Origin of the sequence: Paenibacillus sp. 1001270B_150601_E10, assembly GCF_015558675.1 — a bacterium.
Classification (GTDB): Bacteria; Bacillota; Bacilli; order Paenibacillales; family Paenibacillaceae; genus Paenibacillus_B.
On record NZ_JADMOL010000019.1, the window covers coordinates 24,160 to 47,645 of the forward strand.

23 protein-coding genes are annotated in these 23,486 nt (G+C 45.9%); 22 read left to right on the top strand and 1 reads right to left on the bottom strand.

The annotated features are described in order from the left end of the window. The first annotated feature begins 23 nt into the window (after positions 1-23). Complete coding sequence (locus I2H74_RS23100; protein ID WP_229506144.1) at positions 24-1,034, top strand: CAP domain-containing protein; 1,011 nt, start codon at positions 24-26, stop codon at positions 1,032-1,034. 217 nt (positions 1,035-1,251) lie between these two features. On the opposite strand, the gene I2H74_RS23105 is transcribed toward I2H74_RS23100, so the two are convergent. Further along, positions 1,252-1,917, bottom strand: a complete 666-nt coding sequence (locus tag I2H74_RS23105; RefSeq protein ID WP_229506145.1) for a class D sortase — start codon at positions 1,915-1,917, stop codon at positions 1,252-1,254. 213 nt (positions 1,918-2,130) lie between these two features. Between I2H74_RS23105 and I2H74_RS23110 the strand changes: the two genes are divergently transcribed. From I2H74_RS23110 to I2H74_RS23210, 21 genes are all read left to right on the top strand, one after another. Continuing rightward, complete coding sequence (locus tag I2H74_RS23110) at positions 2,131-3,600, top strand: spore germination protein (protein WP_195576608.1); 1,470 nt, start codon at positions 2,131-2,133, stop codon at positions 3,598-3,600. A gap of 29 nt (positions 3,601-3,629) precedes the next feature. Continuing rightward, positions 3,630-4,751, top strand: a complete 1,122-nt coding sequence (locus tag I2H74_RS23115) for a GerAB/ArcD/ProY family transporter (RefSeq protein WP_195576609.1) — start codon at positions 3,630-3,632, stop codon at positions 4,749-4,751. Further along, positions 4,748-5,887: a Ger(x)C family spore germination protein gene (locus I2H74_RS23120; protein ID WP_195576610.1), complete on the top strand. Its 1,140-nt coding sequence runs from the start codon at positions 4,748-4,750 to the stop codon at positions 5,885-5,887. The genes I2H74_RS23115 and I2H74_RS23120 overlap by 4 nt, the downstream gene beginning before the upstream one ends. A 59-nt stretch (positions 5,888-5,946) precedes the next feature. Next, a complete protein-coding gene (locus tag I2H74_RS23125; protein WP_195576611.1) occupies positions 5,947-6,240 on the top strand; it encodes a hypothetical protein in 294 nt (97 codons plus the stop codon). A gap of 58 nt (positions 6,241-6,298) precedes the next feature. Continuing rightward, positions 6,299-7,228 (top strand): alpha/beta fold hydrolase, encoded by a 930-nt coding sequence (locus I2H74_RS23130; RefSeq protein WP_195576612.1) that lies wholly within the window; start codon positions 6,299-6,301, stop codon positions 7,226-7,228. Positions 7,229-7,672: 444 nt separating this feature from the next. Beyond that, a complete protein-coding gene (locus tag I2H74_RS23135; RefSeq protein ID WP_195576613.1) occupies positions 7,673-8,437 on the top strand; it encodes an aminoglycoside adenylyltransferase domain-containing protein in 765 nt (254 codons plus the stop codon). A gap of 64 nt (positions 8,438-8,501) precedes the next feature. Then, entirely contained in the window at positions 8,502-9,173 is a 672-nt protein-coding gene (locus I2H74_RS23140; RefSeq protein WP_195576614.1) for an HAD family hydrolase, read from the top strand. 36 nt (positions 9,174-9,209) lie between these two features. Beyond that, positions 9,210-9,701: a hypothetical protein gene (locus tag I2H74_RS23145; RefSeq protein ID WP_195576615.1), complete on the top strand. Its 492-nt coding sequence runs from the start codon at positions 9,210-9,212 to the stop codon at positions 9,699-9,701. After that, positions 9,698-9,859 (top strand): hypothetical protein, encoded by a 162-nt coding sequence (locus I2H74_RS23150; protein WP_195576616.1) that lies wholly within the window; start codon positions 9,698-9,700, stop codon positions 9,857-9,859. The genes I2H74_RS23145 and I2H74_RS23150 overlap by 4 nt, the downstream gene beginning before the upstream one ends. Before the next feature lie 49 nt (positions 9,860-9,908). After that, positions 9,909-10,373, top strand: coding sequence for a GNAT family N-acetyltransferase (locus I2H74_RS23155; RefSeq protein ID WP_195576617.1), 465 nt, complete (start codon positions 9,909-9,911; stop codon positions 10,371-10,373). A 123-nt stretch (positions 10,374-10,496) separates the two neighbouring features. Continuing rightward, the gene (locus I2H74_RS23160) at positions 10,497-11,282 is read left to right on the top strand and encodes a GNAT family N-acetyltransferase (RefSeq protein WP_195576618.1); all 786 of its coding nucleotides are present in this window, start codon (positions 10,497-10,499) and stop codon (positions 11,280-11,282) included. Between the two features lie 76 nt (positions 11,283-11,358). After that, positions 11,359-12,237, top strand: a complete 879-nt coding sequence (locus tag I2H74_RS23165; RefSeq protein WP_195576619.1) for an aminoglycoside phosphotransferase family protein — start codon at positions 11,359-11,361, stop codon at positions 12,235-12,237. Further along, positions 12,234-13,160: a PhzF family phenazine biosynthesis protein gene (locus I2H74_RS23170; protein WP_267490765.1), complete on the top strand. Its 927-nt coding sequence runs from the start codon at positions 12,234-12,236 to the stop codon at positions 13,158-13,160. The genes I2H74_RS23165 and I2H74_RS23170 overlap by 4 nt, the downstream gene beginning before the upstream one ends. A gap of 141 nt (positions 13,161-13,301) precedes the next feature. Then, positions 13,302-13,757, top strand: a complete 456-nt coding sequence (locus tag I2H74_RS23175; RefSeq protein ID WP_229506146.1) for a hypothetical protein — start codon at positions 13,302-13,304, stop codon at positions 13,755-13,757. Between the two features lie 947 nt (positions 13,758-14,704). Further along, on the top strand, positions 14,705-15,478 hold the full coding sequence (locus tag I2H74_RS23180; RefSeq protein ID WP_229506147.1) for a tyrosine-protein phosphatase: 774 nt from the start codon (positions 14,705-14,707) through the stop codon (positions 15,476-15,478). 37 nt (positions 15,479-15,515) lie between these two features. After that, positions 15,516-17,873: an S-layer homology domain-containing protein gene (locus tag I2H74_RS23185; RefSeq protein WP_195576622.1), complete on the top strand. Its 2,358-nt coding sequence runs from the start codon at positions 15,516-15,518 to the stop codon at positions 17,871-17,873. A gap of 16 nt (positions 17,874-17,889) precedes the next feature. Continuing rightward, a complete protein-coding gene (locus I2H74_RS23190; RefSeq protein WP_195576623.1) occupies positions 17,890-18,645 on the top strand; it encodes a YveK family protein in 756 nt (251 codons plus the stop codon). Further along, positions 18,620-19,303: a CpsD/CapB family tyrosine-protein kinase gene (locus tag I2H74_RS23195; RefSeq protein ID WP_195576624.1), complete on the top strand. Its 684-nt coding sequence runs from the start codon at positions 18,620-18,622 to the stop codon at positions 19,301-19,303. The genes I2H74_RS23190 and I2H74_RS23195 overlap by 26 nt, the downstream gene beginning before the upstream one ends. Positions 19,304-19,351: 48 nt before the next feature. Continuing rightward, complete coding sequence (locus I2H74_RS23200) at positions 19,352-20,005, top strand: sugar transferase (RefSeq protein WP_195576625.1); 654 nt, start codon at positions 19,352-19,354, stop codon at positions 20,003-20,005. A 55-nt stretch (positions 20,006-20,060) separates the two neighbouring features. Beyond that, the gene (locus tag I2H74_RS25225) at positions 20,061-22,493 is read left to right on the top strand and encodes a nucleotide sugar dehydrogenase (protein WP_195576626.1); all 2,433 of its coding nucleotides are present in this window, start codon (positions 20,061-20,063) and stop codon (positions 22,491-22,493) included. Next, the gene (locus I2H74_RS23210; protein ID WP_195576627.1) at positions 22,494-23,474 is read left to right on the top strand and encodes an SDR family oxidoreductase; all 981 of its coding nucleotides are present in this window, start codon (positions 22,494-22,496) and stop codon (positions 23,472-23,474) included. Positions 23,475-23,486 lie beyond the last annotated feature (12 nt).

A 23,486-nucleotide genomic window follows, 5' to 3' on the forward strand; every position in this document is an offset into this window, starting at 1 on the left:
TTATAGAATGGGAGATGGAGATTATGCGGAAAAGCAGATACAGGCTTCGTCCTGTAACATTATTAGTGAGTGCAGCACTTATTATAGGAATAGGGCTGCCAACCTATAGCGCTCATGCGCTGGTGGATCATACGAGATTTGCTCCACCTACAGCATCGACAATCAAGAACGCAACCTCGGTGGAATTCAAGCTGCAGGGCGTATTTATTGGAATGGACAAGCAGCAGCTGATCAAGCAATTGGGAGAGCCCGCACGAAAGGATATTAGCGAATATGGTTTTGAATGGTATATATACAATCAAGACTATAAGCAATACCTTCAAGTAGGCGTCAGCGACAACAAGGTAGTGGGTCTCTACACGAATTCGAGAGATTGGAAATCGGCTAGCGGCATTCACGCTGGATCTACGAAAAAAGAAGTAGCAGCTGCCTATGGGCCGTCACTTACCGAGATTAAGAAAGGCCGCACCGTCTACAAATACAATAATAGTAAAGGGAATTACAGCCTCCATCAGATCGGAGACGTATTTGCAACCGTCTTCTACGATACCCACCGTCAAAACACCGTCTCTTCCATTCAACTTATTGCACAAGATACAGAGCTATCGTTCCTGGGGTACTATGGTAAACCTAGTGAACGCTTGCGTTCAAGCTTCGAGCAGCAAGTATTTGATCTAACCAATGCGGCTCGCGCACAAAACGGCAAGAAGCCGTTCGTATGGAATGATACGATTGCAAGCACCGCTCGAAAGCATAGTGCGGATATGGCTAAACGAAGCTTCTTTGATCACCGCAATCCTGACGGAAAGACCCCCTTTGACCGCATGAAAGCAGACGGCGTCGGTTATAAGCAAGCGGGTGAAAATATTGCGGCTGGACAAGCTAGCGCGATATTGGTCTATGAAAGCTGGATGAATTCTAAGGGGCATCGAGACAATATTCTAGGAGACTTTGCTAGGTTAGGAGTAGGCGTAGCCTTCGGTGGAAAAATGAATGTGTATTACACGCAAAACTTCTACACACCTAAGAGCTAAAAAAGCTAAACGCTTGCCGTTGAATTAGCCATTAGATCATCCCTTTCTATGAACAAAAAAGTGACAGTTCCCCTGGCATGCACATGTCGGATACGAACTGTCACCTTTTTTATTATCATAGCCATTACCCTTGTGTTGATGTGATCCAGCTTCACTCATTCTCCAATAAATAATAGAGCCGCTTCTTCAAAATGCCATTCCTCATTCAAGCCTATCATTATAACTTATCAGTTTCCTGCATCGTCGCCTTTACGATCAGACGATGCGTGGCCGTATCAATAGGCTCGCACGTAATCAACGTGAGCTCCTTCTCGGACTCATTCTGATCCAGCACCGACAAATCATCAGGCGTCACGATAAATTTGGATTCAACCGTATACGTGAAGGCTTGGTCCATGGATACAAGCTTAATCGTATCTCCAACCTCCAGCTCATCGAGCCGATTATAATGTCTGCCAAAGGACTGGCTGCGATGACTCGCCAAAACGAAATTCCCGATCTCTCCAGGCATTCGTTCTGGTACAACGATCCCGCTTCCTACCTTTAACGACTCTTGAGTCGCCCCTTCGACCATTGGTTCCCTCAGATCAATCTTCTCAATATGAATAGTGCCATATACACGAAGGCCATCTATAACTTTGGGCTTGAACGCCAACGTTCCCGACTTATGCTCCTGATCAGCTGGAGTATGGGAAGTTTGCTCTGCCGAAGCTGTCGTCATGGTAGATAGAGAGTCCCATTCCGTGAGCAGTTGGAGTTCTCTTTGATACTCCTTATACTGATTCCATTTCGGATAGAGAATGAGCAGCACACCTACAATCAGGAATAAAAGGGCGGCTAATCCCCATAGCTTGGATTTTACAACCTTTGATTTCGAGATCATAAACAACCCCTTTCTACATCAGCATCGCTCCTTCCATTGTAACGGATTGAGGTTGAAACTTCCATCTTCTCGCCTAGGATTGACCCCTCAGTTCAGCATAGGTACCGACTTGTCAGACCTTTATCTATAGCCGCATAAATGTTCATTTGCTCGCATGATAACGGATGATCTGGGGAATAATCCCCTTAACGGATGAAGGGGTGTAGGTTGCCAATGTCAACACTTGCAAAGAAGGTCAAAGACGAACTGAAGGCTATGTTCAACAATAGTGCAGATTGTGTGACGCGTGAACTGGGACCGAGGGTTGCTGTGAGCTATATATCCGGTGTAGCAGATATGGTCAAGCTTCAGAAAGGCATATTGGAGCCACTGGCTTACGGAATGGAGAACTTGACACTGCAAGAGATTAAAGATCATCTGCCTATTGGTGAGATCGAGGTCGCAGATAATCTTGAGGATACGGTTATTCGTATGCTAAGGGGTTGGGTTTGGATTGCAGTAGCAGACGAAGCCGGCACGAAGATTGAAGGCTTGCTGTGTAATGTGTGCAATCCGCCGTCAAGGGAACCGAACGTTTCATTAGTGGAAACTCATGTATTAGGGCCTAGCATCAGCTTTACGGAGTCGCTGTCTATTAATACGGGACTGGTGCGCTCTTATATTACAGATCCGAATTTAACAAATGAAGAGCTGCAGATCGGAGAGAAGACAAGAACGAGAATCAGCTTGATCTACATTAACCATACAGTGGATGAAGAGCATCTCAGAATCGTCCGTGATCGCATTAAGGAGATCAAGGTAGACGGGATGTACAGCAGCGCTCTCTTATTAACGATGCTGCAAGACAACAAATGGACGCTCTTTCCTCTTATGACGTTAACAGAGAAGCCGGATAGAACCGTACAAGCCTTACTGGAAGGAAAGACGGCTATCTTGCTTGATGGGGACTCTCAAGCATTGCTTTGTCCGAGCACCTTTGCTGACATGTTCTTTTCCGTGGAGGATCGTTATTCAGGGTGGGGAATCGGCCTCTTTCTTCGCAGTCTTCGCTTGTTTGCGCTCTTTATTTCATTGTTCTTTACTCCTTTCTATGTCGCAGCGTTAACTTTTCATTACGAGGTTATCCCGACACAATTGCTGCTTCCGCTGATTGAATCCAGATCAAAGGTTCCATTTCCGCCAGTCATTGAGGCTGTTCTTCTTGAAATTATTATGGAATTGGTGCGGGAAGCGGGGGTTCGACTTCCGACAAAGGTAGGCCAGACCATGGGTATTGTGGGGGGGATCGTAATCGGGCAAGCAGCGGTTCAAGCTGGATTTACGAGCAATATTTTGATAATGATCGTCGCATTGGCAGCCCTAGGCTCCTTTACGGTACCGAATTATTTAATGAGTTCCAGCATTCGATTGTTTCGATTTCCAATGATCATTATAGCAAGCATATGGGGATTTGTTGGAATTGTCGTGGTGATGGTGCTGTTTACGATTCATTTAATGAAGCTCACCAGCTTGGGCAAGCCGTATCTTTTTCCGCTGTTTCCGTTACGGCTGAAGGACATCTTGACTGACTTTCTTATTACGCCCAAGTCGTACCATACGTCTAATAATGGTTTCACGAAGCATAAGCAGTCGCAGGAAAAACGCGTATTCACTCGATCAGTAAAACCAGACATTGATGAATAATACGATCTATATATGGAGGAGGGTATGGTATGAAAGCAAATGTGATGCCGCGGCCAAAGAGCATGTTTCAAGCTTATATGCTTCTGTTCTTGGTTACCAACGGTCAGATTGGCGTCGGTATATTTGGGTTTCAACGAGTCGTCGCCCTCTATGCGGATCATGACTCCTGGATTTCGGTCATTGTCGCAGGAATTGTAGCGCATATCGTCGTATGGATCATGTACTACATCTTATCTCAGTATGAATCTGCAGATTTGTATGAGATCCATATTGACGTGTTTGGGCGTTGGTTTGGCAACGCCCTGAATATGTTGTTCATGATTTATTACTTGGCTATATCAGTTGTCATTGTTCGCACCTACATTGAGCTCCTGCAGTCTTGGATATTCCCACTGTTTCCTACGTGGATATTGGCTTTGACGCTGTTGGCTTTAACGTGGTACGGCATAAGCGGAGGGATTCGAATCATTGCTGGGATGAGCACTGTCGGTTTTTTTATTATCATTTTTTTTACGTTAACTCTTTATTATTCCCCTTTAAAGTATAGTACATGGACGCATCTGCTTCCTGTTGGGGAAACGCCCATTCCAAACATTCTGCTTGGAGCGATAGCTATGGGGTTAACCATCAGTGGATTTGAAAATTGCCTTTTTTTCTATCCCTTTGTAAAGGACAAATGCAATGCCCATCGATTTACGCAATACAGCATTCTTTTCTCCAATTTGATTTATCTCTTTATGATGATTCTTGCCATCATCTTTTTTAGTAAGGGACAGCTCGAAAGATCCATTTGGAGCTCGATCAATATGCTTAAGATTGTGAAGTTCCCTTTTCTGGAGCGGTTGGAGTATATCTCAACTTCTGTTTGGATGTTTGTTGTTATTCCTGGAATGATGATCTACATTTGGATCATTGGACGAGGACTAAAGAGACTTGGCTGTAATCAGCGGAAAGTAACGCCAATCCTTTGTGTGATTATCCTGCTTGCTTCGTTGATATGGCAGGATCGAGAACAAATTCATACGCTGAGCACGATGATGGGAAGGCTGTCTTTATTTTTCGTCTTTCTATACCCCTTCGTATTGGGTTTGGTGCTGCTTGTGACAAAACGCTTTCGCAAGCGAACCGAGAAAAAGGAGGCGTATGAATGAAAGCTTGTTACCGTCCGTGCCTTCTGCTTCTCTTATGCTGCAGTTTGATATTGAGCGGATGCTTCAATAGTCAGGTTATTCTTGAAAATTTATCTATAAGCGTGGCCTACGGCTTTGATAAGAAGAGTAATGACGAAATGCTGATTACAACGGTGCTTCTGTCAGCACTCCCCCAGGCTACCGAAACCTCACAGGTGATCACCGTCAGTGCGAAGTCAAGCAAGGAAGCACGAAATAAAATGAATATGGAAGTGTCCCGTCAGCTTGTAAGCGGTCAGATTCGTAGCATCCTGTTCGACCGTGCCCTCGCTAAAGACGGCATTATGAACAATGCCGATACTCTGAGTCGAGATCCATCCTTTGGTGATATGGTATATCTTGTCGTTAGTGACGATGCTACTCGGGATTTGCTCCATTACAAGTACAAGCACTTTCCGAACATCGGCATCTATATTGGCGAGATGATCGAGCAGAATCTGGATCGAGGGTGGATTATGCCTTGCACCATACATGATTTTCGAAAGCGATTCTACGATTCAGGCATTGACCCCGTTTTGCCAATTGTAGAAAGAAAGGAAGAACTTGTAAATTTAAAGGGTTCTGCTATCTTTCAAAATGATAAGATGGTTGGTGAAGTAAGCAACATTGAGACTGCTTATATGAGCATGTTAAGCAACCATCACAACCCGCAGACGCTGCAATTCAATTTGATAAAGGATGGAATGGCGAAGTTCATCAAATTCAGTGAGAAGAATACGAATGAGATTCATGTCGATATTCGAAATCTGATCACATTGTCCACCATAGAATTGGTGTCCGAGAAAGATTTGCAATTTCAAGTGAAGGTGTACTTAAAGAGCGAGCTGCAGGAAATATCTGAGGACTATGACTTTCTAGCACCTGGAGCTATAACGACGCTTGAAAATGAAATATGCAAGCAAATGGAAAAAGAACTGCAGACCTTAATTAACAAGCTTCAAAAAATGCGTTCAGACCCAATTGGGTTCGGTGAGGTATACCGCAGCTCCATTCGGCACTCTGGATTGACTAAAGAACAGTGGCATGATCGGTTTCCGAAGGCCAAGATTCAAATCAAAACGAAGGTTAATTTGGTTCGAACAGGAACCATTGAATAAACATTAAAAAAATTCCAATTCCTCCAAGAATGATTGTATAATCTATTCTTGGAGGGGTGATGATGCTAAAACCTATTTTAACTTTCAGTTCATCCATCGTACTTATCATCCATATTGGTATCCTATATTTTTGGATCTTCGCTTGGGAGAAGCTTGTCACGCCGATTGGGATCATCTGCTGGCTCACCTCAATTGTTGCAGGAATTGTTCTATATACTGCATACCGTAAATATGATGCTCCCGGCAAGTTAAGCATGCTTAGTCGAAGGAGTGTACTAAGTTCAACACTATTTACGATTGTACTGGCGGCTTTTGCCATTATTATTGAGTACATTACCGCTTCAATGACCTGACGTATGCCGTCAATTTGCACAGCACAGCAATCAATTGATTTTAAAGGGGAGGACGTCCTTGAAGAGATACAAATCTACTGAAGGACAGCTTAGCATCTACACATCCTATGATCGATTGCTTCAATCTTGGCAGGTGCAATACAAAGAACGTGATATTCCAACCTCTTATGGAGATACACATATCATTACAGCAGGCTCTCCAACTCAACCTCCGCTACTGCTTCTTCACGGAACTGGCGATCATTCTGCCATGATGTGGATTTATAATGCGAAGCAGCTAGCCGAGCACTTCTATATCATTGCCGTGGATGCAATTGGAGGTTCCGGCAAGAGTGAACCTAATAAGAACTACGGGCGTGCTTTTGACCAAACCTTGTGGCTGGACGAGCTTCTTGAGGCGCTAAAGATGAAGGAGACCTTTATTGCAGGTGTTTCCTATGGTGCATACTTGGCCTACCACTATGCCACGATGAGACCATCGAGAGTTATTAGAATCGTTTGCATGGCTGGTCGTATTCCAAGCAGCTCCTTTGAAGTCATGAGCAAAATGATAAAGGCGTTCATGCCTGAGGCATTATTCCCATCAGAGAAGAATGGCAGGAGACTGCTGCGAAAGCTAGGCGGACCGAAGCCCTCGCCCTTCGAACAGGATGCAGAGCTGATGCATCACTGGCTTCTACTGTTGAAGCACTTCAACAATCGATCCATGATGAAGCATAAAATCACGCTATTCAGCGATGAGGAACTTCAGCCTTTACAAGAAAGAGCACTCTTTCTGATTGGTGACCAAGACCCCTTAAGCTATTACCCCAAAGCCATACAGAAGCTCGATCGACTTCAACTCCCTTACATCATCTTGAAATCCGCAGGACATGCCATTAATCATGAACAACCGAAGCTTGTAAATGATCAGATCATTTCGTTTTTTAAAGGTGAAAACCCCACTCATTTATTGTTGGAAGAGGAAGACTATAGAAGTATCTTATAAACTATCGTTTCTCCTTGCTAGGAGTGTCGATGAGATCATGATCTTGAAATCCTATAGCATCATTTGGGCAATCGAGGTTTGTCTGTGAATGAGTTTTCAGAGGGTGGTAAAGGTGCAGCAAAGGGCATTACGCCCTTTTTTTGTCTAGGCATCACGGCGATAAGTCTAATAGGATATCGAAATGCTTAACCGAGGAGGCGGTTGATTGGAAATGATAATGATGATCGGATAAATCCTTGTCGTAACGGCTTATGTCCATGAAGTCAGGCAATATGATCATTAAGGACGAGTACCAGCGTAATGACTATTTCATTAAGGCTTATCTTTTGGAAAAACCAAGTCAATTCTCAATCATACCGCTGGGCTAAGAAATAGATAAGTTGAACTGAAATCCGCATCAACATTACAGCATATACAAACTTTAATTTATGGGAGATCATCAGGATGACTTACACAGAGGAGCTTACACGATTTGTAGCCATTATGAAAGAAGAATTGATGGATAGCCTAACAGGCATTTATTTGCATGGATCGCTGGCTATGGGCTGCTTCCATGCATCAAGCAGCGATATGGATCTGCTTATCATTGTGGAGGAGCCTATTGCAAAACACACAGCTCGAAAGATCATTTCACGCGTTGTGGAACTGGAAAAGAATCAGTCAAGTAAGCGGGGCTATGAGTTTAGTATTGTAAAGGGACAGGTGCTTAAGCCGTTTCAATATCCAACCCCCTTTGAACTGCATTATTCAGAGTCTCATCGTGATCGATACGAATATGATCCAGAGTATGTATGCGGTGGTGGAGAGGATAAAGATCTAGCTGCGCATTTTGTCGTTGCCCTTGAGCGTGGACTTTGTATGTATGGCGATCCGCTAAGCGATGTGTGTGATCCTGTTCCGCGAGAGGCTTATGTGGATGCCATCTATTACGATATTCAAGATGCAAAGAACGGTATCCTTGACGAGCCTGTCTATAAGGTGCTTAACCTCTGCAGGGTGCTGATGTTTCTGCAAGATGGCGTTGTTGCCTCCAAGCAAGAAGGAGGGGAATGGGGCATTCATCATGTTCCAAACGACTATCAGGCTATGATCGAGGGCTGTCTTTATGCTTATAAGCATGGAACTTCCATCACTCATGTGAATGAGAATGCTGCCTTGTCATTTGCAGACCACATGCTTAAGGAGATCGAACGTTTAAGATCATCTTGAAGATCTAGAGTAATATGGAGTGGAATATCTTACCAAATATCGTGGGGATGTGGGGGACTTGTATATGGCTGTAAAAGGCGTTTTATTTGATTTGGATGGTACTTTGCTTGATCGAGATACTTCGCTGCTGTCCTTTGTTCGAGATCAATATGATCGCATCACGGATCTGCATGGGATAGACAAGGAGATGTATGTCACTCGATTTGTTCAACTAGACCAACGCGGATACGTATGGAAGGATAAGGTGTATCAGCAGCTTATTCAAGAATTTGATTTGTCCTTGTTGTGGCAGGACCTGCTGGAAGATTACATGAATGGCTTCGGACGGCATTGTATTGGATTTCCCCATCTGCATGAGATGCTTCAAGCATTAAAGAGCCTGGAGATCAAACTCGGCATGATTACCAACGGGTATGGTACATTCCAACTGAACAATATTCATGCGCTTGGCATTCACGAATACTGTGATGTAATTCTTATTTCCGAAGTAGAAGGCTTGCGCAAGCCTGATCCAGCCATATTCGAACGGGCTCTGACTAGACTTGGCTTAGCGCCTCATGAGGCCGTATTTGTAGGGGATCATCCAGACCATGACGTGGCGGCAAGCCGGGCTGTGGGGATGAAGGGATTATGGAAAGCAGATCTTCAGATTACTAAACCTGTTGAATGCGATGCCGTGATACGAGATCTACTCGATATCTGTTCGTTTGTAGAACAGAAGCAATTGCGTGTATAAGGAATGTGTGCATCATGTTGAAAAAGTGGCGGGGAGATGATGGATTTCAACGAAAAAAATAGGCTTATGCTGGTTCTCCTTATCGTAGCAGGCGGTCTAAGTTTATTGATCGATGTTGCACACCCCACCCTGCATCTTCTTGTCATCACCATACTGGTCCTGACAGCAGTCGTTAAGGGATGGAACGTTACCGCTGAGGAGGAAGAAACGCGGTTTATGGTCAAATGGGATCGAAGAAGAAGTAAAGGGTTATGGAGATATGTAATGCTCAAAGGGGTGAAGACGAGCTTATATTTGATCGTCCTTAGCCTATACGGACAGTACGTAGGCAATGATACGAATCCAACTGATATCGCACGTCTTATACCCAAGGGCTTTATGTCAATAACCGTTATTATCATTGCTATTCTAGGGCTTGGCCTTTTCACAGGATGGATGGATTGGAAACATAGTGAAAAGAAATATGCTCGCATCAAGGGAACCTCTCTACCGAGATCCACGAATACGAGAAATGAGGGTCTGAAATGAGAATACTAGTCGCTCAACCCAAGCATGAGTCGAATCTAGAGCAGCTTTGTACGGAAATGGTGGAACACGTGGCCGCAGAAACAGGAGGCTTGGATATGATAGCGCACCCTATCGGGGTAGGGATGTTCAGTGAAGAGCAAGGGAGGTCCTTTATTTAGAACCCAAAACTGCAATAGAATTGTAATAAGCCAAGGAGAATCTGCGAAAATGAATCTCAAGATACGACCTGTAGATCGCGATATCTGGTATGAATGCACGGCGCTTAAGGTCAGCCAAGAGAATGGCGTATCCTATGTGCTACCCGTTGTATATTCGTTAGCAGAGTGCTGCTTCGAAACACATCTGAGGCCGCTCGCCATAATGGAAGAGGAGCAGATTGTTGGATTCTCGATGTATGCAAAGGATCTGGATGATGGACGATTCTGGATCTATGTGTTTATGATAGACGAGCAGCATCAAGGCAAGGGTTATGGTAGAGAGGGCCTAAGGCAAGTGCTGCAATATATTCATGATCAGGAAGGAACTTCTGAGGTCATCATTGGCCATAAGCCTGATAACCTTCGTGCTGCTCACCTATATGAAGCGGTAGGGTGCAAGAGGACGGGTGAATGTATCAATGGCGAGGTTATTAGACGCTATCGGTTTGGAGAGCAGCAAGCTGGGTCCCATTGATCGACTGAAACGTTCAGGCTTCTATATAAGGGAGCATGTTGATTCATTCTAGTCTTTCTTGAAGAAAAGCATCATGAGCTAATATCCATTCTCAATAACAACATCAATGAGGGGGAGGACAGGATGGTACACATTCAACGAAACCCAGATCTAGATTCAGCCTTTCAAGCCATGTCAGAAGGCTTTCAGGATTATATCATTCCGTTCAACTTGACAAGAGAGAAATTTGAGGCGCGATTTTTAGGACAGGACGGAAATGCTCTTGAGCATTCTGTTGTTGCATATGATCATGAGCGCCCAGTCGCCCTTTGGCTCAATGGAGTGAAGATGGTGGATGGCATGCGGACGATGCGCTGCGGTGGGCTGGCTGTCGTTCCCGAATATCGCAAGCAGGGAATCGCAACTTCACTTTATGAAGCCCAATTGGCGTATGCCAAGGCGCTGCAGGTAAAGAAGCTGCAACTGGAAGTCATACAGGGCAATATGCCGGCCATACAACTGTATGAACGTCTGGGCTATCAGGCATTTAGAGAGATAGGTTATTTTTCTATCCAACCAACTAGCAATGAGTCCCATCAATTTACATCATTGGAAGCTTCCTTGTTTTTCGAGCAGTATCAACGACTTGTCCCTCGCCCGATCTGGCAGCAGGATCAGCATGTGATGGAGTGGGTCAACGCTGAATACTATGAGCATGAGTTGGGTTTTGTTGCAGTCAAGCAAGGGGTTGTATATGCCGTTCTCGCAGCGAAGAATGATATCGCACAGCTTGCCACGGTTGCCGCTTCTACCCTTGAAGGGGAGCAATTCCATATGCAGTCAACCGAAGTAGACGTCTGGGCTGACCTCATCCAGGCAGGTTGGACGCAAGGGAGCATCAAGCAATTTGAAATGGAACTGCTTCTGTAGCAGAACGTAGACTGTGGAACACATCGTTTGAACGGGGAGTTGGGAGCAATCGTATATCATAAAGGAGCCGGTAAACATGTTGGATAAGCGCGGCAGAAAGATTGCAGAAGGCGGATGTGCGGAAATATTTGAGTGGGAAGAGGGGTCAAAGATACTAAAGCTGGCAAGGCCCAATATTTATTATGGAGATGCAGCCGTTGAATATCAAAAAAATCTAACGGTCTGGGAAAGTGGAATTCCGTCTGCGAGGCCGTTCGAGCTTGTGGACATCGAGGGAAGGCCGGGCATTGTGTTTGAACGAATTATTGGTGATACGCTTACCGAGCGATTTATTCGCCAAGGGCTCCAGCAAGCGGACATTCATGGAGATGGGGAATTAGTAAGAGTGACTGCTCAATTGCTGTATGATATTCATCAGCGTAATGATGTTCCGCTTCCGCCCTCACAGAGAGAGCAGCTTATCTATGCGATCCAGCATGCTGTCCAATTAAGCGAAGCTGAAAGGGAGCATATTGTGAACAGCCTGAGACCCCTTCCGCAGAAGGCACAGCTGTGCCATGGTGACCCGAACCCCCACAACATTTTGATTCAAAAGGACAATAAGCCTCTCCTCATCGATTGGATGAATGCTGCAATCGGGAATCCCGAAGCAGACTTAGCGGAGTATATCATCATGATACGCTATGCGGTGCTTCCAGCTGATATGCCAGAACCGATCTTGAAGATGTTCGATCAGGTACGGGAGCTGATGATTGAGCGTTTCATGGAGGAATATACGAGAAAATCAGGTATTACACATGCAGAGGTGGAGCCATGGCTCGTCCCGATTGCCGCTCGAAAACTGACAGTAGACAGCATTCCTGATGCGGAAAAAGAACGATTGCTTCATTTTATCCGAGAGAATCTGTCTATGCATGATCTTGGAGAGATTCAGACTGAGGAGGTAAACCCTTGAGCTTATCGATAGAAGTTCTTCATATTGATGCGTTCACGACGATTCCGAATATGGGCAATCCTGCCGGAGTTGTGCTGCATGCAGAAGTCTTAACCCCAGCGCAGATGCAGGAGATTGCGAAAAGGGTTGGTTTTAACGAGACGGTATTTGTCCTGCCTTCAAGTGAAGCGGATGTGAAGCTTAAATATTATACGCCTGGTCATGAAATGAACCTTTGCGGCCATGCGACGATGGCGGCGATCTATGCTTTGGCGAACCATGATCCAGAACGTGAGAGCAAGGAAAGACTCGATCAATTGACGGTGGAGACAAATGTGGGCATTCTGCCTATAACGGTTCGCGCTGACGAGCACTCCGACATGCTGATTCAAATGCAGCAAGCGAGGCCTCAGTTTATTCCGTTTGAAGGAGATAAGGAGAGACTGATGTGGTCCATGGGTCTAAACCAAAGTGTGCTTCACTCAGAGCTGCCGATTGTGTATGGAAGCACGGGAATCTGGACGCTGCTTATTCCGCTTGCGAATTTGGATTGTTTTTCGAGGATGGAGCCGAAAAATGAGCATTTCCCTGAGCTGCTGACGGAAATGCCGCGCGCTTCTTTGCATCCATTCTGCATGGGGGCACATGATGTGAAGGCCTTCATGCATGCGAGACATTTCTCTTCACCGTATTCAGGAACGATTGAAGATCCTGCGACAGGCACGGCATCAGGAGTCATGGGTGCCTATTATATGCAGTATGCTGCACCTGAGCTGACGAATCTGTCCTTTACCGTCGAACAAGGTACAGAGATTGGGAAGGACGGTCGTGTTCATGTAGAAGCGAAGCGAAATGGCGGGCATGTCGATATTTATGTGGCAGGAACTGCAGCTTACGTAAGCACAATGACTATTGAACTAGAGGGTAGTGAGATTACACGTTAACCTACGCATTTGTAGGGATAGGTGGGCCTTGGAAAGACGTGAACGAAATGATGGACACTTTCCATCAAAATAGATCGAACTTCTTGCTACTTCAAAATGACATGAGGCCTGAACATGTAATCAACAGAAAGGGGGATTATGATGGATGATAACTTTTCCCGCTCATTCCGATTGGAGCAGCTTCTACAGCAGCAGCGTAAGAAGCATAGGCTTCATGAGCCAATCCTGTTTCAAGAATGTGTGGCGGCGTTGGGTGAAGGCGTTATCGTCTACAGTGAAGATAAAACGACGGAAATGTATGAGTGGTTTGAAGAATTATTCGACTTCACCTCCTCGGGGCGAATGATCTGGGACCGTCTTTTCCATTCCCACATCACGTTGCCCCAACTTCAAGAGCGATGTTCTTCCATTGAGGAAGAGGTCTATGTCCTCTGGAGTCATGATCCAAACCCATTAATTCGCTGCCGTTTAGCAACGATTCTTGAGCACATCGAGGATGTATTGGCGGTATCTGGTGATACTTGGCTTTGGAAGCCTGATCATGTATTAATCGAATTTTCTCGTGATGAGGATATACGTATTCATATGACATCGTGAATTGCGTTTCGGTAAAACAATAGTAGTACGTTCGGACCTTTACATGTGAAGGTCCTATTTTGTGTTCTTGCTGCTGGACGATTATTGCTAACTCCTCACACTATTATAATGAAGAAACACGAATAGAAATCAAACTTCATCTTGGAGCGCTCATCACATTTTTGGTAAGGAAGTCCTGAATCAGGTTTGTTTTATTATGGAAGGAAGTGATTGAAACTTGAGATGGGCATTGAACATATTTCGCAACGAGATTAATCTTGTCGAGCTGATTATGGTAAGAGATAGGGCAACAGATCGTACGACTGGACTATACCGTCATGACAGGATAGAGCCATGTTCCTACTTTATGAACCACTGGTTTCATGGAAGGATACCTAAGGATACAAACTTCGTTCAGGATTAGGTGCTATAACGAGGGAGCACATGAGTGGGCTGTACAAGTTAAATAAAGGGAATATCATGCAATCTGCATCACAAGTCAATATGCATGTTTATTCATATGGTGTACAAGGACATGGGAGATGAGAACAAAAAGAAAGAACGAGACGAGAGGAGGAAACGTGATAACGAAAGGGATGTAAGCGCAAACAATAATTGAGAAAGTACTGAAAATTTGCAGTGGCTTTCGTATATTTTGTGTAAAACCGGAAACAATGTGACGCGATTACACATATTATAAGCTCAGTGCCATATATTAGGACTGTAATATTCCCCACTGAATATTTTCTGATAGCGGACCTAGCACGTTAGTTTGATGCTTTATTGCATTAACCAGATGTATGTCCTTGGTATTTAACAGCATTCCATCGAAGCTCCATATCGAACAGTTAATCTGTCATAGCCCTGGCACATCATAAAATCATGTCTCAGGATGCATGACTTTACTTATGTTGTAATACTCATTAGATCTATGGGGATAGTTTGAAATTTACAGGCGGGGGAGCTTGATGATTGACATTCATACACATATTTTACCTGAACTGGACGATGGCTCGGCTTCACTGGAGATGTCTTTAAGTATGGCTCGAATGGCAAGTTCGCAAGGAATCCGTCATATGATCGCAACGCCACATCACCGAAACGGTCGTTATGTGAACGATGCTGCACACATTCGAGATGCTGCCTCAAGGTTGAATGCGGAGCTGGAGCTAAGAGAGATTCCGCTTAGAATCCATGAAGGACAGGAGATCAGAGTTTATAAGGAACTGCTGGATGATATCGTTCAAGCCCAGACATTAGCGATGCTAAATCACTCTAGATATATACTGCTCGAACTACCCTCTACATCCGTCCCCCCCAATATCTTGGATCTGATTTATGAACTCCGACTATTAGGCAAAGTCCCGGTCCTTGCGCATCCGGAACGCAATGCAGAATTATTGGAAGCTCCCGATAAGCTTGTTCGAATCATCGAGGCAGGAATGCTATGTCAGATTACCTCTCAATCGCTTCAAGGCACCTTTGGAAAAAAAATAAAGGCTATGGCATGGCAGCTGTGCAAGCAACAGCATGTTCATGTTATTGCCTCCGATTGCCACAATGATGGGAATCGACCCCCGGACTTGCATCTTGCCTATCAGCTCATCGAATCAAAGCTCGGACTCAATTATGTTGAGTACCTTCTTAGCAATGCTAGTCGTGTGCTTCATAACCTGGAGGTGACAGGTTATCATACGACAAGCAGCAAACGATTGTGGAAGTTGTGGTGGAGAAAAGGCTAATTCATGCTTTCAAACTGTGTGATGAGGTGAAATCAGGATGACAAGAAAGAAGCTGTTATTATCGATCTTAGCTTTTAATCTTGCATTTGGCACGTTAACACTATTTCCTTCAAGCTTTAGCTCGTTAGGATCATCTGTTAACACAGCGCATGCTGCGGAGTCTCAAGAAAAAACGGAATCTGCCTATTCTCAGCTGCTAGCTAAAAAAAGTAAGATATACATTGAGTTAAATGAAAGTGAATTGAAACTTCTCGAAAACGTTCGACGCAATATTTCAAAGATTCGAAGCAAGGATATCGAGTCGGTGTGGAACCGTATTGCACAGCTGAAGAAGCAGCATGGACCAGGTTATGAGGATGTAACCGAACCACGGGTTCGCAAGCTTATTCAAGTGCTATTAACCTTTGTGTACAGCAAGGACAACAAGGTCATTGACCAGATCAATCAGGATCCTGAACTGAAAAATCTGCTTAACAAGCTGGCTAAGCTCACGGGTATACCCAATGGACTCCAGGGTATAAGCATGAACGATGCGTTGGCTTTCTTCGAAGAAATTGAAGCCCAGCTGCGCAAGAAAATCAAATCCATGGAGCTGGAAGATTTCTTAGAGCTGGCGACGGATAGTAAAGCCGCTAAAGAAACCATCAGCAACATTCTTTATGCTGTAAAGGTGACATCTAAAAATCCAATTGCCGGCATTATACAAAAATTGGACTTGAATGATGAAGATATTACAAACATCATTGAGCGCATTGATCCGGGCAATAAAGCCTCTCTCGCCATCATTTTTGCCTATGCGAAGTCGAAAACCGTTGTCAGCTATACCATTCAATATCAAGGCAGAGTAGAGATACCGCACCTTAGTGTATTGGGAAAAAGCATTCCGCCAGCGGTTCTGAATTGGAAAAAGATTAGCGGCTCCGATAAGATCAGGGTTGAAAATGGGAAGATCATATTGGATAGCTCCGTCAATACCGCAACAGCCGTTATCGCTGCAACTGATAAGCTGTTCGGTCGTGAGCTGTACCGAACTGCGATCACCCTTACCTACAAAGCAAAGCCTGATCCTATCATTATTCCTACACCCGCTCAGATTCAAGGTATCGTAGGAAGGACCCTGTTAGAGTTTGCGGATCTTGATATAAAGCTTGAACATGCAAATGGCTGGTACCGCCGATCCTTGTTAAAGCAGGCGCAATCGACATTGGAGCGTTCGGTATCACGAATCGCGAGATTCAATCTGTCTAGTTTCGTGAAGGTAGAAGGCAATCGCGCTTCGCTTGAGCTTGACGTACCGCAGGTAACCGAGGCCCTTAAGAAGATTACGGTGGATGTGAAGACCTTAAAAGATAACTATGAGAAGCTGGATCGTAAAGTAAATACGCCGAAGATTGAATATAGCTTTGACTTCGGCGAAGTGAACGCTAGCCGTATCGATTTGAGCTTGCCTAAGCCAGTGCTTGCTGAAGCGAAGGCATTAGGCGTCACTCATCTTGCACTTCGTGTGAATGGGATTACGGTATCCCTTCCATTGAAAGCCTTCGAGGGAGATGCCGTGCTGCAACTTACGAAGCAATCCTCGATACCAGGTCTTGTACATCCACTTCGTTCGGAAGCCTACCAATTGGATTGGCTGCATGACGGCAAGACGATTGGTCTAAAGCAGCCGATTGAGGCAAGATTCCATGTCTTGAACGTGAGCGATCCCGCTCTGCTTACATTGGCAGAACACAGCCGGGGCCACACGGTTCTGCAAGGTGGAACTTACGATGCAGAACAGAAGACACTGAATATTACGGCGTATGCAGGCTCTACCGTAGGAGCAGCCGAGTATCAGAATCAATATACAGACATTGCGCCTGTTCAAAGCTGGGCTGGTCATGCAATAGATGTGACATCTGCCAAGGGGATATTCGAAGGAAAGGGAAAAGGACTGTTCAAGCCCTATGACAAGCTGACGCATGCTGAATTCATCAAGCTTCTTGTGAAGACCTTGGATCATAAGCTTGATAAGGGTGTAGTTCCCTACCAAGAGGCGAGCGGGAAGGATTGGTATGCGCCATATCTTCAATCGGCTGTTCAGTCTGGCTTAATCGAGGAGAAGGCAAAGGCTTCATTCCTTCCGAATGTGGCGATTACAAGAGCCGAGTTGGCGGCTATAGCAGCGCAGGCCATTCACCTGTTGGATGTGAAGCCGATCGAGGGCAATCCGCTTGATGAGCTGCGCAAGTATAAGGACGCGAATCAAATTCCGATTCACCTGCGTGCGAGTGCTGCGATTGCGATTCAATATGGACTTATTACCGGCAAGACCAAGGATCGATTCGAGCCAAATGCGACAACAACTAGAGCTGAGGCGGCGGTAATCCTATATCGCATCTTGACATTGAAATAGTCATGAGGAGGTTATCATGGACATTGACATCAAGGGTCTCTTGCTCATTCTCCGTAAAAAGTGGTGGTGGATCGTAAGTATTGTATCCATCGCCACGATTGCTGCGGGGGTAACCAGCTACTACTTGGTGAAGCCAACCTATGAAGCATCGAGCCAAATTATCGTGAATTCCACCAAGGGTGCGGGAGAAGGCGCGATTAGCATTAACGAAGTAAACATGGATCTTCGTCTTATTGAAACGTATAAGGAGATTGTAAAAAATGTGTCCATGATGGAAAAGGTGACGACGGCGTATCCTGAACTTGGCTTTACGGCGAGTCAGCTCGCAAGCAAAGCAAAGGTCAATTCCGTAAACAACACGCAGGTGATCACCATCTCTTTCCAAGATGCCTCCTACCTCAAAGCTGCGAACACGGTAAACGCAATCTCTATCGTTTTTCAAAAAGAAATTCCGAAGCTTATGAAGACAGATAATGTATCAATTCTGGGCATAGCAGATGTGAATGCATCGCCATCGCCAGTTAGTCCGAAGACGCTGTTCAATATCACCATCACTTTTATGATCTCATTCCTCGTATCCATTGGATGGATTCTATTGATTGAATATTTGGACGATACGGTAAAGAGCGAAGAGGAGATCCAGAAGATATTAGAGCTGCCGAATCTCGCCACCGTAGGGGTTATCCATGATTCCGATTATGAGGTCATCCAAAACCAAACCTTACAGAAGAAAGGAAAAATAAAGAATGTCTCAATCGGACACGAAGCTTAATATCATTACGGCTCAGAATCCGCTGTCTCCTATCTCGGAGATTTATCGAACCCTGCGCACGAATATTCAATTTTCATCCATCGATTGTCCGCTGAAGACGATCATGGTGACCTCGGCGGCGCCGGGGGAAGGAAAGACAACGACACTTACGAATTTGGCGGTTGCCTATGCGCAGGCAGAATTGCGTGTCATCATCGTGGATGCCGATCTTAGGAAGCCGTCCATTCATGAGATGTTTCACTTATCTAACCGAGTGGGAGTGACCAACGTGCTCGCGCATCAGGCACCCTTGGAGACGTCCATTTTGCAAAGCAGCATCCCGAATCTGGATATTCTACCGGCGGGGACGCTCCCGCCGAATCCTTCAGAGCTGCTGGCATCCAAGCATATGGAGAAGCTCATACAGGAGCTCTCCGTCACCTACGACATTGTATTTGTGGATACGCCGCCTGTTCTGTTGGTCACAGATGCGCAGCTTATGGCTGCAAAGTGCGATGGCGTCTTGCTAGTGGTCCATTACGGCAAGGTCAAGCGTGAAGAATTGAAGAAAGCAAAGAAGAATCTAGAGCGTGTGAACGCCAAACTATTAGGCACGGTACTGAACAAGCATGCACAGAAAAAGTCGACTCCCTATCACTATTACTCAAGTATGCAGTAGCTTTCATGCGAGCGTGCAAAGCTCAAGATCAGATGATGGAGGTCGATCATGAATCAGTTGAGAGAGAGGGCAAGTAGAGAGAACCATACTGATGTGGTGTATGCAAGGCAGGTAGAGCTGTCGAATCCCTTTTATGTGGTAAAAAGAATGATCGATATGCTATTCGCGGGTGCGCTTCTGACCATCACCTCGCCTATTCTCGTGCTGCTGATGGTGCTGATCAGACTGGAGTCCAAAGGCCCTGCCATTTATGTGCAGGAGAGAGTCGGATATATGGGCAAGTCCTTCTATATCTACAAGCTTCGCTCCATGGTGTCTGACGCCGAGAAGAACGGCCCGCAGTGGGCAAGCCGCAACGATGCAAGGGTAACGCGTATTGGCGGCTTTATTCGCAGGACACGTCTCGACGAGCTGCCGCAGCTCATTAATGTACTGCGAGGCGAGATGAGCCTGATTGGGCCAAGGCCTGAGCGAGAGCCGTTCGTGAAGCAGTTCAACGAACGAATTCCTGGATTCTACATGAGAGTGTATATGAAGCCAGGGTTGACTGGACTGGCGCAGGTAAACGGAGGCTATGAGCTTACGCCTGAAGAGAAATTCAAGATGGATATGGAGTATATCAACCATCATAGTCCCAAGATGGAAACGCAAATTTTTTTCAAAACGATCATGGTCGTACTCACTGGAAGCGGTGCTCGATGAATGCTGATACAGCAATAAAAGAAGCCATCAACACATCCTCACAAGAGGTGCAAGCATGAAAGTATGTGTCATTTCCAGCAGCGCTCCGTCCCTGATGACCTTCCGTATCGATATGATGAGAGCCTTTCGCAAGCAGGGGCATCAAGTCATGGCGATCGCACCTGAGCCTGGTTGTGATTGGGAGGCCCCATTCTTAGCAGAAGGCATCCAATATCATTCCATCCCCATTTCCCGCAACGGACTTAATCCTATTCAAGATCTCCTCACACTCTCTCGATTAACGCGCAAGCTGAAGCGAGAGCAGCCAGATGTCGTATTCGCTTATCAAGCCAAAACTATTGTTTACGGTTGTATCGCTTCGAAGCTGTCAGGAATAACGTCCATTTATGCGATGGTAGCAGGATTAGGCTCCATCTTTCGAAGCGGCGGCAAGCCGAATATGAAGTCTTCTCTTTTAAAATTCATTCTCACTTTACAGTACCGTGTTGCATTAAGCTGCTGCCAGCGCGTATTTTTTCAAAATCAGGATGACATCGATGTGTTTGCTTCGCAGTCGATCGTTCGTCCGACTCAGCCATGCCTTGTTAATGGCTCTGGTGTCAATCTAGATGATTATACAGCTCAGCCGATCCCGGCGTCACCGGTGTTCCTCTTTGTCGGCCGCCTTATCCGAGACAAAGGCCTGATGGAATACATGGAGGCAGCTAGACTCGTGAAAAGAAAGCATCCCAAGGCGCGCTTTCAGCTTGTGGGTCCCTTTGATACGAACCCGACAGCCCTTAGCCCAAAGGATCTTGAGCCTTATATCGAGGATGGCTCGATCGAATATCAGGGAGAGGCACAGGATGTTCGTCCCTATCTCACGGCCTGCTCCGTGTTTGTTCTGCCTTCCTATCACGAAGGTACGCCAAAAAGCATCTTAGAAGCGATGGCAACAGGCAGACCGATACTCACGACAGATGCCCCAGGCTGCAGGGAAACGGTGGTTCATGGTCATAACGGGTATCTCGTTCCTGTTCAAGATGTTCAAGCCTTGGCTGAACGGATGGAGGAATTGCTAGAGAACCACGATGACCTATCGGTCATGGCGGATGCAAGCCTTCGCATCTGCAAGGAAAAGTATGATGTGAACAAGGTCAATCACATTCTTCTTAAGACGATGCAATTAAATCAAGTGGAGGTTGCTCCTATGCTGGAAGAGATCAAGGATCGAAAGCAAGCAATTGCGGTGGTGGGGCTGGGTTATGTTGGGCTTCCGCTTGCGGTTGCATTCTCGAAGCAAGCCAAGGTCATTGGCTATGACAGCAATGACAAGAAGATTGCCAAATATCAAGAAGGCATTGACCCTACCAATGAGGTGGGTCATGAAGCGATAAAGAACTGTACGGTACAGTTTACAAGCAATCCGGAGCGAATAACAGAAGCCTCCTTCATTGTTGTTGCAGTCCCAACGCCTGTGGATCGGCACAATAAGCCGGATCTTGGCGCCATTCAGGGTGCAAGCCAGATTGTCGGACGTCATCTAAGGCAAGGTGCAATCGTCGTCTATGAATCTACCGTTTATCCCGGCGTCACGGAGGAGATCTGCGTCCCTATTCTTGAAAAAGAGTCGGGCTTAACCTATGGAATCGACTTCAAGGTAGGGTACTCTCCAGAGCGTATTAACCCTGGCGACAAGGTGCACCGCTTGGAATCGATCATCAAGATCGTAGCAGGCAGCGATCAGGAAAGCCTTGATACGATTGCAGCGGTATATGAGCTCATCATCGAGGCAGGGGTCTATCGCGCTTCATCGATCAAGGTGGCGGAAGCTGCCAAGGTGATTGAGAATGCACAGCGCGATATTAATATTGCCTTTGTCAATGAGCTGTCGATCATCTTCAATCGGCTCGGCATCGATACGCTCGATGTGCTGAAGACAGCGGGAACGAAGTGGAACTTCTTGAACTTCCGGCCAGGACTTGTAGGAGGCCACTGCATTGGTGTGGACCCTTACTACTTAACGTATAAGGCTGAAGAGATCGGCTACCATCCTGAGGTTATTCAGGCAGGCAGGCGCATCAATGATTCGATGGGCAAATATGTGGCGGAAAGTGTCGTCAAGCAGCTCATCCGAGACAATTGCCCAGTTAAGGGCGCCAATGTGCTGATGATGGGCGTTACGTTCAAAGAGAATGTGCCCGATGTGAGAAATTCGAAGGTCATTGATATTATTCGAGAGCTGCAGGACTATGAAGTGAATGTCTTCGCTGTGGATCCTTATGCGGATCAGGAAGAGATTGAGCATGAATACGGCATTCATTTGGAAACAGAAATACCGCTGGTAGATGCCATTGTCGTTGCCGTCAATCATCAGGAATTCATCAATATGAATCTGGACCGCCTGCGTGAGCATTATGCAGCTGGAAGAAGCGTTCTGATTGATGTGAAGGGTGTCTTCGATCGAACGGAAGCCGAAGCAGGAGGATTCAAATACTGGAGGTTATAAATGGGCTACGAACATGTCATATTTCCTGAAGGAACCGTCGTCTTGGTTACAGGAGCTGCGGGCTTCATTGGTTCCAATATTGCAGAGGCTTTGCTGAATAAGGGCGTCAAGGTTCGAGCGCTTGATAACCTCTCTCTTGGGAAAATGGAGAATATCTCTTCGTTTCTAACTCATCCCAAGTTTGAATTTATTAAAGGCGATATTCGCAGCTTCGAGATCTGCCAGCTCGCCTGTGACGGCGTGGATTATGTCATCCACCAAGCAGCCTTAGGCTCCGTGCCGCGCTCCATTGAAGATCCATTGCTTTACGAGGAGAACAATATCAAAGGCACGCATCATATGCTGGAAGCGGCAAGGCTTGCCGGCACCGTGAAACGATTTGTGTATGCCTCCTCTTCTTCCGTCTATGGAGATTCTCTGGACCTTCCGAAGGAAGAAGGATATGAAGGCAAGCTGCTTTCTCCTTATGCGGTAACGAAGGCAGTGAACGAGTATTACGGCTCCCTTTATACTCGCTTGTACGGCTTGCCTTGTATAGGACTTCGCTACTTTAACGTGTTCGGTCCTAAGCAGGACCCGGACTCGCAGTACGCAGCTGTAATACCGATCTTCTCGAAAAAGCTGCTCTCTGGCGAACGGCCGATCATCAACGGCAACGGATCGCAAACCCGTGATTTCACCTTCATCGACAACGTCGTTGAAGCGAATCTCAAGGCTTGCTTCGCTGATGAGGATGCGTGCGGTGAAGTTTACAATATCGCCTATGGCGAACGATTCAGCGTCGAAGAGATGCTTCAGAAGATGTGCGAGCGCTATAATGTTCCCTTTGCCCCCATTTATGGCCCGAGTCGTACCGGTGATATTCAGCATAGTCTAGCGAACATAGCAAAGGCGAAGCAGAAGCTTCAATATGATGCCGAATGGAGCTTTAACGAAGGCTTCGATCAAGCGGCAGAGTGGTATCGGCAGTACTTCACCTAATGGAATCCATTC